Source organism: Collinsella sp. LCP21S3_A9, from assembly GCF_052118785.1.
Lineage (GTDB): Bacteria > Actinomycetota > Coriobacteriia > Coriobacteriales > Coriobacteriaceae > Collinsella.
In genome coordinates, this window is sequence record NZ_JBQKGN010000004.1 from 28,069 (window position 1) to 43,260 (window position 15,192).

Sequence of the window (15,192 nt, forward strand, 5' to 3'; positions counted from 1 at the left end):
CATCATCACCGACCCAACATGAATTCCATCGCGCGAAGACGCTGATCGGTGTGCGTCGCAGCCCAAACATGCGAAAGCCCCAGCAAAAAGGCGGCAGTATGGGGATCGACCCTCTCGGCCATGAGCGCATCGAAGGTCATGGACATGAGGGCGCGCAGCCATGCGACCTCGCCGGTCGACACCATCTCGGCACCCGGAACGCTCGACGCGCACGACCCGCACATGAGCCCGCCCGCCTGGGGCGAATAATACGACAGCATGGGGTCTCCGCACAGTACGCAGGCCGAAAAATCGGGTCGATAGCCAACGTGCGACAACAGCTTAAAGACATATGCCGCCACAAGCAGGTCCATATGTGCCGTGTCGAGCCTGCCGCCCACCAGGGCAAGTGCTCGCTGCGTAATGGCAAAGGTAAACGGGTCCTCGGCGTCCTCGAACGAGCACACGCGCGCGACCTCGGCAATCGCGCTTGCGGCGCAGGTCGTCTCGTAATCGGGCGCGGCGCCGAGCGGCGCCTCCATAAGCTCGGCCTGGGAAACCACGTCGAGCGACCGTCCGTGCGCGAGCAGCATATCGACGGTACAGAACAGCTCGCAGCGCGCCGCCAGGCGCCCGCCGGGTTTGCGCGCGCCCTTTGCCACGGCACGGACCTGCCGACCCCGCTCATCGAGCATCGTCAAGATCAGATCGGTCTCCTTGAGCTTGGTCTTATCGAGGACGAGTACCTTTGTGCGATATGTCCGTGAGCCTGCCATGAGCGCCGCGCGCCCTTAGTCCTCGGCGTTGTAGCCAAAACGGCGAATCTGGGCCTCGTCGTCACGCCAGCCGGCCTTTACCTTCACATCCAGCTCCAAAAAGACCTGCGTGCCAAAGATGCGCTCAAGATCGCGACGGGCGTCGATGCCGATATGCTTGATCATCTCGCCGCCCTTACCGATGATGATGCCCTTTTGGCCCTCGCGCTCGACGTAAATGGTCGCATGCACGCGCAGCACCTTCTTGGTCTGCTCGAGCGCATCGCAGATTACGCCAACGGAGTGCGGAATCTCATCACGGGTGCGGCGCAAGACCTTCTCGCGCACAAACTCGGCAACGAGCGTCTCGTCGGAAGCGTCGGTACCCATGTCCTCGGGGAACCAACGCGGGCCCTCGGGCAAAAAGTGCGCAACGGTCTCGATGAAGGCATCGACGTTAAAGTTCTTGACCGACGACGTCACGATCTCATCGTCATATTCCATGAGCTCGTGGGCGGCCTTAAGCTGCTCCATGACCTGTGCGGGATCGGCCTCATCGGCCTTAGTGAGCACCAGGACCTTCTTGGAACGGGCGCATCTGACGCGCTCGGCAACCCAGGCGTCTCCCCTGCCGATCGGTTTGGTGGCATCAATCAAAAACGCGACGACATCGACATCGTTCAGCTCGAACAGCGCGCTCTTGTTGAGCTCGGACCCCAGGCCGTCCTTGGGTTTGTGAATACCCGGGGTATCGACAAAAACCAGCTGGTAACCGGGGCGATTGACGACGGCGCGCATGCGACGGCGGGTCGTCTGGGCCACCGGCGAGGTGATGGCGACCTTTTTGCCATAGCAGGCGTTGAGCAGCGTGGACTTACCGGCGTTGGGGCGACCGACCAGGGCCACGAAGCCGCTGCGGAAACCGGGCTCAACGTCGCCAAAGCCCGCGAGGCTGTCGCCCTCGTCGCACAGGGCGTCGAGCTCCTCGTCACTCATGCCCTCAAACGGGTCGAACTCCTCGACCTCGCAAGCCTCAGTCGCTTCGGCATCCACAGCATCCAGGGACTCGTCGTCCAGCGTTTCATCGATAGGCTGCATATTGTCGGACATGAAGATCCCTTTCTAAATAAAGCCGAGCGCGTGGGCAAATACCAACAAGCCCACAATCGCGGCGGTGATGGAAAGAACGTATACGGAGGCGGCGGCGATATCCTTTGCACGCTTTGCCAGCGGATGGAACTCCTGGGTCGCCAAATCGACAATCGCCTCCATGGCGGTGTTGCACAGCTCGCCGTGAATCACCAGGCCGCAGCAAATGATAATCGTAGCCCACTCGGCAATGTCGAGCCCCACGATGCAGCCGGCAATGACAGTGCACACACCCGCCACGAGCATGACCTTAATGTTACGCTCGGTCTTGACGGCGGTAACGAAGCCCTCCATGGCGTAGGAGAACGACTTTAAAAAGGACGGATGGTCCTTGTTCGATCCGGGAATCATAGACGGCTCCTAGTCGTGGGCATGGTTGGTGATGGGGCCGACGTGAACCAGCTTGGGGTCCTCGCCGCGCTCGAGCGCCAGATCGCGCAGGATGGCGTCCTCGCGGGCCTCCATGACCTCGGCCTCGTCGTCCACGATATGATCGTAGCCCAGTAAATGCAACATGCCATGCACGAGCATCAGGCGGCACTCATCGGCAGGGCTATTGCCAAAGCCGGGAGCCTGACGGGCAATGACCTGCGGGGCCAAGATGATATCGCCGAGCTCGAGCGTCTCGTCGGCTGGGATATCCTCGTCAAAGGCCGAGTCGCATTCAAACGAGAGGACATCGGTGGTACGGTCGATACCGCGCCACTCGTGGTTGAGCTCGTGCATCTCATCCTCATCGACATACGAAAGGGAAATCTCGACTTTTCGCTCAACGCCCTCGGCAGCAAGCACGACCTCGCAGATGTGCTCTACCTCCTGCGCGTCAAGCAGCGTATCGAGCTCGGCATCGTTGCTGATCAATACACTCAACGGGACTCCTTTCGGTCGCGCACGCGTTTCTCGCGCACGTCATCATAAGCATCATATGCCTCGACGATTCGCCCCACCAAGGCGTGACGCACCACGTCGGCACGCTCGAGGTGCGAAAACGCGACATCGTCGACACGACCCAAAATCTGCTCAACGTCGGCAAGACCGCCGCGACGACCTACCAAGTCACGCTGGCTCAGGTCACCAGTAATCACAAACTTGGAGTTAAAGCCCAAGCGCGTCAGGAACATCTTCATCTGCTCGGGCGTGGTATTTTGAGCCTCGTCGAGCACCACGAAGGCATCGCTCAGCGTACGACCGCGCATGTAGGCAAGCGGGGCGATCTCGATCACGCCACGCTCCATAAGCTCATCGGTGCGCTCGCGATCCATCATGTCAAAAAGGGCGTCGTAGAGCGGACGCATGTAGGGATCGATCTTTTCCTCGAGGGTACCGGGCAAAAAGCCCAAGTTCTCCCCCGCCTCGACAACCGGACGCGTCAAGATCAGACGGCCCACCTCGTGACGCTTGAGCGCGGCAACGGCGAGTGCCATGGCCAGATAGGTCTTACCGGTACCGGCAGGACCCAAGCCAAACGTGATGGTATGCGAGCGGATGGCATCCACATAGCGCTTTTGACCGAGCGTCTTGGGGCGAATGGCACGACCGTGATACGAAAGCAGCACATCATCGCGAAGCGACGTAGCCCCGTACTCACCGTCGCGCAAGACGGCCAGGCAGCGAGAGACATCGTCGACAGACAGCGTCCGTCCGGCGGCAACCTCGCGAAAAGCATGCTCGAAAAAGCGCGCCACGAGCTCGACCTCGTCCGGGTCACCGCACACGGCGATACGGTCGCCACGGGCGACCACATGGGCGCGAACCAAGCTCTCGAGCGCACGAAGGACGCCGTCACCGGCACCCAAAACGCGCGAGGGATCAATTCCATCGGGAACGGTAAGTCTAATCTTCGAGGCTTCCATGAACCTCCCTGCGTGCATGGACCAAGCCGGAATCATCGACTCCGATGATAGCAACATCGAGCAAGCACGGGGCTGTGAGTCCGCAGGTATCGTCAAGACGGGCATGATGGAACGAACCGAGCGTCAGGTTGTCGCCATACTCGAGCACGGCACGCTCGACGGTGCCCACGCGACGGCGGGCGTCGGCAATGGCGAGTTCCTGCGCCGCGGCTCGCATACGACGGCTGCGCTCAGCCATAACCTCGGGCGGCACCTGGTCGGGCATATCGGCAGCAAGGGTACCGGGACGCTTGCTATAGCGGAAGACATGCATGCGCGAAAAGCCCACGCGACGGCACAACGCCAGCGACTCCTCAAATTCCGCGTCCGTCTCGCCGGGAAAACCGACGATGACGTCGCACGAAAGGGACGCCTGAGGCAAGTTGGCGCGGATCATACGCACCGTCTCCTCAAATGCCTCGGCGCTATAGGGACGGCCCATGCGATGCAGGGTCGCCGTGCAGCCAGACTGCACGGGCAGGTGCAAAAACGGGGCGATGCGCTGCGGATAGCGCGCCATGACCTTAAGCAGGGGCTCGGAGATATCCATGGGCTCGACCGAGGAAATGCGCACATGAGGAATAGACGTACGCTCCATGATGGCCTCGAGCAGCTCGTCGATCTCGACGTGTTCGTCGGTCGCACTCTTGCCATCGTAGGCGCCCAGGTTCACGCCCGTCAGCACCACCTCGGGCACGCCGGCCTCCTGAGCCTCACGAACTTGTTCGAGCACAGACTCGACCGGCACGGAGCGCTCGAGGCCGCGGGCCTTCCACACAATGCAATAGGTGCAACGATGATTGCAGCCGTCCTGGATCTTCACACCCAGACGCGAGCGACCGAGCGCGTCGACCACATCGCCGTCGCTACAGGCGGCCACACTATCGGACTCAACGCCCAGCACCTCGCAGACGCGTTCGGCGACATCGATCTTAGACGGCTCCGCGATCACGCGGTCCGAAAGCTCCAGAAGCTCCTCGGGGTGCAAATTGACAACGCACCCGGTCACGACCACATAGGGCTCTTTTGGATGAGCCAGCGCATGGCGGACGGCCTTACGGGTCTTGGCCTCGGCCTCGCCCGTAACGGCACAGGTGTTAATGACGATCAGCTCCGCATCCTGAGGCTCCACCATTGCAAAACCCAGGCGCATAAGATCGGCAGTGATACGGTCGGACTCAACCCGGTTGACACGGCAGCCGAGGTTGACAACAGAGATATGAGGTGCGAGCACGCGGGCTCCTTAATCGAGGATGTCGTCGAGAGCGCTCTTGATGCGATCGGTCACCGATTTCTTGCCGGAAGCGACATCGTCGCCCGACTCGGCGGCAAAAGCCTCGAGCAGCTCGCGCTGCTTGGCGGAAAGGTTCGTGGGGACGAGCACGCGCAGCTGAACGATCAAGCGTCCACGCGAGCCGCCACCGCCGATACGAGGCATACCGTAGTTGTTGACACTCACGGTGTCGCCGTACTGCGTACCGGCGGGGACGCACACCTTGACGACCTCGTCGGGCAAAATGCCCTCAACCTTAATTTCGCAGCCGAGCGCAGCCTGCGCAATCGAGATATCGCTCACGAGGTACAGGTCGTCGCCGTTGCGTTTAAAACGCTCGTGATCGGCGACGCGCACGTTGACGATCAGGTCGCCCGAGGGCTCACCACGAAGGCCTGCCTCGCCAAAGCCGCTCACGCGCAGCTGGCGACCGGTCGAGACGCCGGCGGGGATATCGATGTCGATCTTTTCGTGCGAAGGCGTGCGGCCCTGACCGTCGCAGGTCTCGCAGGGATGGTCGATGACCGTGCCTTCGCCATGGCAGTCGGGGCAGGGCGAAGAGGACTGAACCTGACCCAGGAACGAGCGCTGGACCGTCGTGACATAGCCCGTGCCGTGGCAACGGCTGCACTGCTTTTCGGCCGCACCCTCCGCCCTACCGGTGCCATTGCAATCATCACAGGGGGCAAGACGGTCATAGCTGATCGTCTTTTTGCAACCGAGCGCCGCCTCCTCAAGGGTCACCGAAAGGGAGATGGCCATATCGCGGCCGCGACGACGCTCGCGGCGATTTCGGGCGCCACCGCCGGCACCGCCGCCAAAGAACGACGAAAAGAGGTCGTCCATGCCCATGCCGCCAAAGATATCGTTAATGTCGACATAGCCGGAGCCACCGGGGCCGTCGGGCGAACCGTAGCGATCGTAGTTTGCACGCTTCTGCTCGTCGGAAAGAACGGAATATGCCTCGTTGAGCTCTTTGAACTTGGCCTCGGCATCGGGGTCGTCCGAAACGTCCGGGTGTACGATACGGGCCTTCTTTAGAAACGCGCGCTTAATCGTCCGCGCGTCGGCATCCTTGTCGACGCCAAGTACCTCGTAGTAATCCCTATTTTCCGACACGACCGAATCCTTCCGACTTTCATTATTGTCACAGTGCGTCCTATACCCAAGCTGGGCCGACCGCAAACAAAGGGTTTGATGTTATTGCATTGCGTAGGGCGAAAGCATGGCACGTTGCGAGCAGCTCGCAAACCAAACCGACACGAGAGCAAACATAAATCCGTTGGCAAAACCGTTGGCAAACTGCATCGCGCCGCGCTTCCACCACAGCAGGCTGCGGTGAAGCACGCCGTCCGAGAGCACCATGAACAAGCCCATGGCAAACGGAACAAAGCACATCATGGCAAAGGCCGAGAACACGCCCGAGATGGCCGACAGCACCAAAAAAGGCGCCACGATGCCCATCAGGTAAAAACCGGTACGAGCCTTGCCCTCCAGGCGTTCGGCCTCGACATGGGCGCGCCCGACCAAATCGCCGCCCGAGGCACCGTTGGTGCCGGCGTGACCCATGCCGTCAATATGGACCTCGTCGCCATCATGCGTGCCGGCAGGAAACTCAATCGTCTGCTCGGAGGTCACACGGGTCCGCCCGCTGCCACCGCAATCGGGGCAGGGGTCGGCGACGACCTTACCGGAACCGCCGCACTCGGGGCAGACCGACTGGAACGTGCCGGCACCAAACAGGAAGGACAGGTCGACGTCGATGTGGCCGCGACCGCCGCAGCTCGGACAGGTATGTGCATGCTCGGACGAGACAGAGCCCGAGCCTCCGCAATGACCACAGGTATCGAAGCGCGTATAGCGGACGGTCTTGCGGGCACCGCCCTTGGCCTCCTTGGCGTCGAGCTTAATATCGACGACCACGTTGGCGCCGTTCTCGGGATTATAGGCAGCCTGGCTGCGACGCTGCTGGCCCCAGGCGCCACCAAAGGGAAAGCCGCCCTCAAAGGGATTGCCATAGCCTGCGCTGCCGGCGTAGCCGCCGCCATAGGGCGAAGCAGAAGGAGCGCCGGCGAAGGGATTGCCCGAGCGCATGGCATCATAGCGCGCACGCTTCTGCTCGTCCGAAAGCACGGCATAGGCCTCGGAAACCTCTTTAAACTTTTCCTCGGCATCCGGCTCTTTGTTGACGTCCGGATGGAGCTTGCGGGCCTTTTGCTGAAAAGCCTTCTGTATATCACGCGAGGTGGCGTCCTTGGAGACACCCAAGATCTCGTAGTAATCTTTTTCGTTCATCGTCGCCATGCGCGGCAACCTCCTGCTCACAGCAGCGTATATATTGCGGTAATTCTACCCGAGCGGCCTAAGCTAGACCCCAAAACAGCTCGAACAGCATATTTCCATCGAGCCAGCCCAAGTGGGTGGGCGCTAAACGGGCGCGGGCGCGACCTGCTACAACATCTTTTGAGGTGATGCGCCCCGCATGCCCCTCGACATCATCGGGTACCCAGGTGGCAAGGCCCAATTCGAGCGCACGGTCGCAGGACACCGCCAGCTCGTCTGCAGGAATCACGCTTGCCGAGCGAACCAACAGGTCGGGCCCAATGCCACGCGTCATGCGACAGGCGAGCATCAAATCCTCCGCCGCCGCCTCGCGCCGCGACAGATACTCGGCATCAAACGTCGTCGCGGCATCGTCGCGTTGCACCAGACGCACGCGATACGCATCGCCGCGAGCGGGCACATCGGGATAAAGCCCGGCCAAGCGATCGAAATCCTCGGCGCCGAGCATGCCCGCGGCAGAGCGACCCAGGCCCAGATAGCCCCGTCCGGTCCAATAGGCAATGTTGTGGGCGCACTCATGATCGTCGAGTGCATAGCTTGCCACCTCATACGGGTGATAGCCGGCCGCACCCAGACGCTCACGCGCCGCTTCCATGCACGCAGCCTGAAAATCCTCGTCGGGCTCGAGCGACTCGTCGTAACACGCCATGCGGTAGAGCGGCGTGCCTTCCTCGAGCGTGAGGGGGTACACCGACACATGATGTGGCGCCGCTGCCAACACGCCATCGAGCGTGCGCTTCCAACTCGCTGAGGTCTGCCCGGGAAGGCCGCACATAAGGTCGCACGACACATCGAGCCCAGCGTCCTTAACCGTCGTGATGGCAGCGAGCGCCCGATCGGCATCGTGAATACGGCCGATGGCGGTAAGTTCGGCATTATCGAGCGTTTGCACGCCCAGAGAGACGCGTGTGACACCAACCTTGGCAAGCGCAGCGGCAAGCTCGGCGGTCAGCGACTCAGGATTAGCCTCGCAGGTAAACTCAACGGGCTTGCACCACATGCAAATACGCCGGGCAAGCTCCACCAGACGCTCTCCCGCCAGCGACGGTGTGCCGCCGCCAACATAGACGGTGCGGACTTGCGCAAGCGCCCCGGTGTCTCCAAAGGCATCAAGGCGCGCATACAGCTGCTCAAAATAGGCATCGAGCGCAGCGCTCAGGTCGCACGGAGCAAAACTGCGTGAGTCAAAGTCGCAGTACCGACACCTTTGAGCGCAAAACGGCACATGCGCGTACAGCGCGCTAACGGCCACCGTTAGGCCTCCAGCGGATGAGCGGGCACCGACTCGCCAGCGGCAAGCGCGGCCTCGCAGGCCACCACATCGCGCTCGATATCATCGACCAATGCCATGAACTCCTCATATGTAGAGCAACGCACCACCTGGGCGCGCCAGGCGGCAGCATGGGGCATGCCCTTTAGATACCAGCTTGCATACGTACGGGCACGCGACATGAGCGGCAGAAGCTCATGCGTCAGTGTGAGATGCTCGCGCAGGGCGTCCAGGCGCTCGACAGAGCTGCGCACCGGCACCGGTACGCCATTGAGCGCAAGGGCGCGAGCATCACCAAAGACCCAGGGATTACCGTAGATACCGCGTGCGATAAACACCGCGCTGGCACCCGAGTTGCGCAGATGCTCCGCGGCATCCTCGGCCGAGAACACGTCGCCCGAACCGATAACGGGAATCTCGACGGCATCGGCCACCTCATCGATGACCGACCAATCGGCCTGACCCGTATAGAGCTGCGTGGCACAGCGACCATGCACCGCCACAGCCGCGGCGCCCGCCCCCTCGAGCATCTGGGCAAACGTCGCGGCATTGCGATCTTCAGCGTAAAAGCCTTTGCGGATCTTAACGGTCACGGGCACGTGCGCCGCGCCCACCGCCGCCTCGACGATCTTTTCGGCCAGCTCGGGCGTGCGCATGAGCGCCGAGCCCTCCCCTTTGGTGACGACCTTGCGAGCCGGGCAGGCCATGTTGATATCGATCAGCGACAGGCGATCGCCCACACGCTCCTCGACGGCAGCGACGGCGCTCGCAAATTGATCGGGCTTGGAGCCAAAGAGCTGTACGCAGATCTGCTGCTCCTCGTCTGCCGGCAGCACCAGGCGCCACGTCTTATTGCTGGCATAGGCAAGGCCCGCCACGCTCACCATCTCGCTATAGGCAAGATTGGCGCCGCGGCGGCGGCACATGATGCGATAGGCGGGATCGGTCACGCCGGCCATGGGAGCCATAAGGAACGGCTGCTCGGCATAGGCACCCAGCAGCCGCGTACTGTATTCAGAAAGCGCCATGGAACTACTCGTCCACTTTGAGGATCGCCATAAAGGCCTCTTGCGGGACCTCGACCGAACCGATAGCCTTCATGCGCTTCTTGCCCTCTTTCTGCTTCTCAAGCAGCTTGCGCTTACGCGAGATATCGCCGCCATAGCACTTGGCCAAAACGTCCTTGCGGCGCGCCTTGACGGTCGAGCGGGCAATGATCTTGTTGCCGATGGCACCCTGAATGGGCACCTCGAACAGCTGGCGCGGAATAATTTCCTTAAGCTTGTCGCACAACCCGCGGGCCAGGCCATAGGCCTTGTCCTTGTGCACGATAAACGAAAGCGCGTCCACCTCGTCGCCCGAAAGCAGGATATCGAGCTTGACGAGCTCGGAGGGACGATACTCGTTGAACTCATAATCGAGCGACGCATAGCCCTTGGTGCGGCTCTTGAGCTGGTCAAAGAAGTCCAGGATGAGTTCGGCGAGCGGCATGTCGAAGCGCATCTCGACCGATTTGCTCGTGAGGTGGATCATGTCGGTCGTAATGCCGCGGTGCTCGATAGCGAGCTGCATGACGGCTCCCGTATACTCGGGCGGGCAGATAACCTTGGCCTTGAGGTAGGGCTCCTCAATACGCTCGATGCGCGTAGCCTCGGGCAGATCCTGCGGGCTGCGGACATCAATCATCTCGCCGTCGGTCTTGTAGACGTGGTAGTCCACCGAAGGGCTCGTGGCGATGAGGTCCAGGTTGAACTCGCGCTCCAGGCGCTCCTTGACGACCTCCATATGCAGCAGGCCCAAGAAGCCAACGCGGAAGCCAAAGCCGAGCGCCACCGAGGTCTCGGGCTCCCACACCAACGACGGGTCGTTGACATGCAGCTTATCGAGAGCGTCACGCAGGTTCTCGTAATCCTTGTTGTCGATCGGGAACAAGCCCGTGTAGACCATGGGCTTGGCCTCACGGTAACCGGGAAGCGGCTCAGGGCAGGGATTCGACGCCCACGTGAGGGTATCGCCCACGCGAACGGCCTCAGGGTCCTTCAGGCCCGTGACCACGTAGCCCACCTCACCGACCGTCAGCGCGTCGACCGGAGTCTCGGCGGGACGCTTGACGCCCACGCCATCGACCAAAAAGTCGCCCTCGGCCTGCATCATGCGCAGGGTATCGCCCTTCTTGATGGAGCCGTCAAAGACGCGGACCGTGGCGACGACGCCGCGGTACTCGTCAAAATACGAATCCAGGATGAGCGCCTTGAGCGGCGCCGTCGCATCGCCCTTGGGCGGTGAGATCAAAAAGACGATGGACTCCAGCAGATCATGGATGCCCTCGCCGGTCTTGCCCGATACGCATACGGCATCGTCGGCAGGAATCGCAAGGTCATCCTCGATCTCGGTCTTAACCTCGTCGGGGTGTGCCGACGGCAGGTCGATCTTGTTGATAGCGGGCACGATATCCAGGTTGGCGTTCATGGCGAGCGTCGCGTTGGAGACGGTCTGCGCCTCGACGCCCTGCGTGGCGTCGACGACGAGCACCGCACCCTCGCAAGCGGCAAGCGAACGCGAGACCTCGTAGGTGAAGTCCACGTGGCCCGGCGTATCGATCAGGTTGAACTGATACGTCTCGCCATCGTCGGCGTCATAGGAAACGCGAACGGCATTGGACTTGATCGTGATGCCGCGCTCGCGCTCGATATCCATGGTGTCGAGCAGCTGCGATTCCATGTCGCGCTCGTCGACGGTATGGGTGAGCTCGAGGATGCGGTCACTGATCGTGGACTTGCCATGGTCGATGTGCGCAACGATCGAGAAGTTGCGGATGTGGGAAATGTCAATTGAAGTATTCATGCGGACTATCTTACCCGAGCGGTACAAAAAATGGAGCCTGTTCCATAAAACAGGCTCCATTTATGCGCGTAATCTGAGTGGTGTGAAATTTACAACTTAGGCGTTGATGCTGTTCACGAGCTTGGCAAGACCGGACTTGCGGTTGGAAGCCTGGTTCTTGTGGATAACATGCTTGGCGGCAGCCATGTCGAGGCGCTTGGTGACGGTCTTGAGGGCAGCCTGGGCCTTCTCGGCGTCGCCCTCGGCGACGGCGGACTGGACATGCTTGGTCAGCGTCTTGAGCTCGGACTTGACAGCCTTGTTACGCATGCGAGCTGCCTCATTGGTGCGGATACGCTTCTTCTGAGACTTGATGTTTGCCACTTCTGGAGTTCCTTTCGAGTTCCTTGCAAAAAATGTATGACACCTCTGAGACACGGTGAGGTCATGCAAGCGCCTACTATAGCACGCTCCCCCTCAAAGGGATAGAACGAATTTGTCAAATAGACAGCTATCATCACGATTTTCTCAAGATGTTCGTAATCCAGAGCAAAAGCGCGTTCTGAGAATCGGCCGAACCCTTAAGAGCGAGCTCCACATCGACCGCGCCCTCGAGCGCCGCGACGAGCTCCGCCATCGAAAAGCGGCGTGCCCAGGTCAGGTGATTCTTAACCTGCCAGGGTTGAAGCTTGAGCGTCGCGGCAAGCTCGCGACCCTGTCCACGCGCATCGAGCGCCTTGGCGACGATAAGCTCGCGAATGCGTCCGCACAGCAGCGTGTAGGTCCACACATAGCTCTTGGCGGGTAGCAGCCCAAAGAGCTCAAGCGAGCGGCGCATATCACGAGCCGAGACCGCGTTGAGAAAATCCCAGGGCTGAACTTCGGCCGTGCGCACGATCCAGCGTTCCACATCGGCAAGCTCAATTTGCGGCGCATCGACCATCTGGGCAAGCTTGGCCAAGTCGTTATCGAGCATGCGAGTGTTTTCACCCGAACGCGAGACGAGTTCCTCGGCGGCCGCCGTCGAGATCGACTTGCCGTGCTGCGTCGCCATCTGCTGCACGCGGCGCGGTAGCTCCCAGCGCTTGGTGCCGGAGCAATCGATCACGGCCTTCTTGTCGATCTTGGCGATCGCCTTATACAGGCGCGTGTTCTTGGCAAGCGAGTCGGCGATGATGAGACAGACCGTTGTGGGGCTTGGACTCGCTAAATACTCGACAAGCGGCTCCGAGACCGCCTTGGCGAGCTTTGAGCAGCCGTCAAGGATTACCAAGCGAAACTCGCTGCCCATGGGAAAAGTGTTGAGCGATCCGATAATGGACTCGATATCGGGGTCCTTGGTCATGTCGCGCTCGTCGAGGTTGAACTCGACCATACCCGACTTTTCCAGACGCGCTTTCATACGCGAGACGGCGTGGTCGCGCTTGACTCCGTCGGTACCGACGATCAGATATGCCGGCAGCAGACCGGTTTCAGACATCGCGCTCCCCTCCCGCAGGCTCTCCAGTTCGTACCGTGCCATTCTATCCCACGGGTTGGTCCCGCGCCAACGGCAGCATCACGGTCGCTGACATCGCATGGTAAAACCGGCCGCAGTCGGCGAGACGGTAATGTCGCCTCTCTCGATAGTGCATGCGAACGCGCCGCCCGCATCGCTAACGGCATCGATGCAGGCATCGGATGGATGGCCGTAGCGGTTGCCCTCGCCCGCGCTCGCAATAGAGAGCTCGGGCTTAAGGGTTTCCAGCAGGTCTGTATCGACAGAAACTTTTGAGCCGTGATGCCCCAGCTTGAGCACATCGATATCACCCACCTCCTGTACAAACTCGCACTCCTGATCGAGCTCGGCATCACCGGTGAGGAGCATACGCAGGCTCTTGCCTTCCTGAGCATAGGAGAGCAGCAAGACAAGCGAGTCCTCATTGCCCTCACCGTCAACCGTATCAAACGGCCACATCACACGAGCCCGAAATGCACCGATATCGACTGTGTCTCCGCGAGCCACCTGCCGATACGTGACGCTTGGGCGATTCAGAACCTCAGCAGGCGCGCTGCCCATCGCATCCGCCGCAACCGCAATGGTTCCCACCGAAAACCGATCGAGTACGTCGGGAAGACCGCCCCAATGGTCATCATCCCAATGCGTCACGAAGACGGCGTCGATATGGTGGACGTTATTGCGTACCAACGCCGACACCACGCGCGCGTCGAGCCCACAGTCGACGAGCGCCACGGCGCCACCCTGACGAACCAGAATCGCATCGGCCTGGCCAACATCAAGGACTGTCACCGAAGGCGGCGCACATCGATCCCAATAGACATACGGAACGCCCGCTGCAAGCATCAAACACAGCAGCCCCACTGCCATGGACCGTGCGCTGGGGCGTGGCCACAAGACCAAGAGGACCACCAGCGAAAAAGGCACCACGTATACCAAGGGCGTATCGGGCGGCACGCTTACGGATGCGCCCGGAACGGCAGCAAAGAGCTGCTCAAAGAACAGGGCACAGCGAGCGATAGCCATGGGCACCACAAGCGCCCCGTGACGCAAGAGCGGCACAAGCGAGCAAGGCACCAGCACAACCGAAGATGCGAGCAGCACGCTTATCACCGGACCGATCACGGCATTTGCAAGCGGGGCAATGAGCGAAAACATCCCAAATGCGGGAATGGTTACGGGAAGTGTCGCGAGCTGTGAGCACAGCGTGACGGACAAAATACTGGCAACCCCCGATGGCACGCCCAGCTCGCCCAAGGCGTAGGTAGCGTAGGGGCAAAAACAAAGGATGGCAAAAACACTGGCGCACGATAGCTGAAAACCCATCTCGAACAATACCGTGGGACGCAGCAACACAAAGATTGCCATGGTGACAAAAAGAGCCGAAAGGCCATGCCGACGACGCCCGGCGCCGTTGACGACAAGCGTCGCCGCCACCATGCAGCACGCGCGCACGGCCGAGGGCGAAGCGCCCGTAAAGACGGCATAGGCAGCGAGGGCCAGCACCAACACCCCTCTCTGCAGCCCACGAGAGAGGCGAGTCTTTTGCAGGGCGCTCTCAATCACAAACCCAACGATGGCAAGATGGCTGCCCGAGACGGCGATAAGATGTGCGGTGCCCGTTACCGAAAACAAATCGCCCGCCGGCTGAGCACGCAGCTCGGAGGAGCGTCCGCAGACAACGCCGGCAATGAGCGAGCGCGCCGGATCGGTCTCGGGCGCGATAGCGGCAAGGAGCTCGTTTCGCAGCCAGGGCAACGGCCCCGGAAAGCCTTCGTCAACCGATACCAACCGGATGACCTTAACTTTTCGAAGCTCGCCCCGAAGCACGCGTGAGCGCCCGTACGCATCATTCTCAAAACGCGAAATTCGACCGATAGCACGTACATGCGAACCGGCGCCGAGCTCACGATCACACGACAGCCGTATCTCGCCCAAGCGCTTTCCACCCGCATATGAATCACAGGTATAGGAGTACGTCCCGTCATTGATGGATGGATCACCCTGTACAACAAACTCGAGACTGCTCGCAGCTCGATTATCCAGTGCCGTCGAAGCACGCAACGCCCCTATCGCCCAACCCGCGGACACGACCGCTCCCGCCAGGAGGCCGAGGGCCGCGGCATACAGCCATCGCCTCCACCGCACAAGACGCATACAAAACCGAGCCAATACGATGCACGCGGCAGCCGCAACGGGAATGGCCATAA

The 15,192-nt window shown here is 61.0% G+C and carries 14 protein-coding genes; all 14 read right to left on the reverse strand.

The genetic code is table 11. From position 1 onward, the window contains the following. Positions 1-5: 5 nt before the first annotated feature. Positions 6-755 carry a DNA repair protein RecO gene (gene recO, locus ACTQ05_RS02420; RefSeq protein ID WP_441537856.1) on the reverse strand — a complete coding sequence of 250 codons (750 nt, stop codon included), beginning with the start codon at positions 753-755 and terminating at the stop codon, positions 6-8. 15 nt (positions 756-770) lie between these two features. Beyond that, positions 771-1,844: a GTPase Era gene (era, locus tag ACTQ05_RS02425; protein WP_441537857.1), complete on the reverse strand. Its 1,074-nt coding sequence runs from the start codon at positions 1,842-1,844 to the stop codon at positions 771-773. A gap of 12 nt (positions 1,845-1,856) precedes the next feature. Next, complete coding sequence (locus ACTQ05_RS02430) at positions 1,857-2,234, reverse strand: diacylglycerol kinase family protein (RefSeq protein WP_427726826.1); 378 nt, start codon at positions 2,232-2,234, stop codon at positions 1,857-1,859. A gap of 9 nt (positions 2,235-2,243) precedes the next feature. After that, positions 2,244-2,753: an rRNA maturation RNase YbeY gene (gene ybeY / locus ACTQ05_RS02435; protein ID WP_441537858.1), complete on the reverse strand. Its 510-nt coding sequence runs from the start codon at positions 2,751-2,753 to the stop codon at positions 2,244-2,246. Further along, on the reverse strand, positions 2,750-3,736 hold the full coding sequence (locus ACTQ05_RS02440; protein WP_441537859.1) for a PhoH family protein: 987 nt from the start codon (positions 3,734-3,736) through the stop codon (positions 2,750-2,752). The genes ybeY and ACTQ05_RS02440 overlap by 4 nt, the downstream gene beginning before the upstream one ends. Continuing rightward, complete coding sequence (locus tag ACTQ05_RS02445; RefSeq protein ID WP_441537860.1) at positions 3,717-5,009, reverse strand: MiaB/RimO family radical SAM methylthiotransferase; 1,293 nt, start codon at positions 5,007-5,009, stop codon at positions 3,717-3,719. Before ACTQ05_RS02445 ends, ACTQ05_RS02440 begins: the two co-directional genes overlap by 20 nt. Positions 5,010-5,018: 9 nt before the next feature. After that, positions 5,019-6,167: a molecular chaperone DnaJ gene (dnaJ, locus tag ACTQ05_RS02450; protein WP_427726832.1), complete on the reverse strand. Its 1,149-nt coding sequence runs from the start codon at positions 6,165-6,167 to the stop codon at positions 5,019-5,021. Between the two features lie 81 nt (positions 6,168-6,248). Then, the gene (locus tag ACTQ05_RS02455; RefSeq protein WP_427717509.1) at positions 6,249-7,352 is read right to left on the reverse strand and encodes a DnaJ domain-containing protein; all 1,104 of its coding nucleotides are present in this window, start codon (positions 7,350-7,352) and stop codon (positions 6,249-6,251) included. A 58-nt stretch (positions 7,353-7,410) separates the two neighbouring features. Then, positions 7,411-8,643: a coproporphyrinogen-III oxidase family protein gene (locus ACTQ05_RS02460; RefSeq protein WP_441537861.1), complete on the reverse strand. Its 1,233-nt coding sequence runs from the start codon at positions 8,641-8,643 to the stop codon at positions 7,411-7,413. Positions 8,644-8,645: 2 nt separating this feature from the next. Continuing rightward, the gene (gene dusB, locus ACTQ05_RS02465; protein WP_441537862.1) at positions 8,646-9,689 is read right to left on the reverse strand and encodes a tRNA dihydrouridine synthase DusB; all 1,044 of its coding nucleotides are present in this window, start codon (positions 9,687-9,689) and stop codon (positions 8,646-8,648) included. A gap of 4 nt (positions 9,690-9,693) precedes the next feature. Continuing rightward, positions 9,694-11,505 carry a translation elongation factor 4 gene (gene lepA / locus ACTQ05_RS02470; protein WP_441537863.1) on the reverse strand — a complete coding sequence of 604 codons (1,812 nt, stop codon included), beginning with the start codon at positions 11,503-11,505 and terminating at the stop codon, positions 9,694-9,696. Positions 11,506-11,601: 96 nt separating this feature from the next. After that, entirely contained in the window at positions 11,602-11,868 is a 267-nt protein-coding gene (gene rpsT, locus ACTQ05_RS02475; protein ID WP_022094714.1) for a 30S ribosomal protein S20, read from the reverse strand. A 133-nt stretch (positions 11,869-12,001) separates the two neighbouring features. Further along, on the reverse strand, positions 12,002-12,964 hold the full coding sequence (holA, locus tag ACTQ05_RS02480) for a DNA polymerase III subunit delta (protein WP_427747932.1): 963 nt from the start codon (positions 12,962-12,964) through the stop codon (positions 12,002-12,004). A gap of 78 nt (positions 12,965-13,042) precedes the next feature. Further along, the gene (locus ACTQ05_RS02485; RefSeq protein ID WP_441537864.1) at positions 13,043-15,073 is read right to left on the reverse strand and encodes a DNA internalization-related competence protein ComEC/Rec2; all 2,031 of its coding nucleotides are present in this window, start codon (positions 15,071-15,073) and stop codon (positions 13,043-13,045) included. Positions 15,074-15,192: the final 119 nt, after the last annotated feature.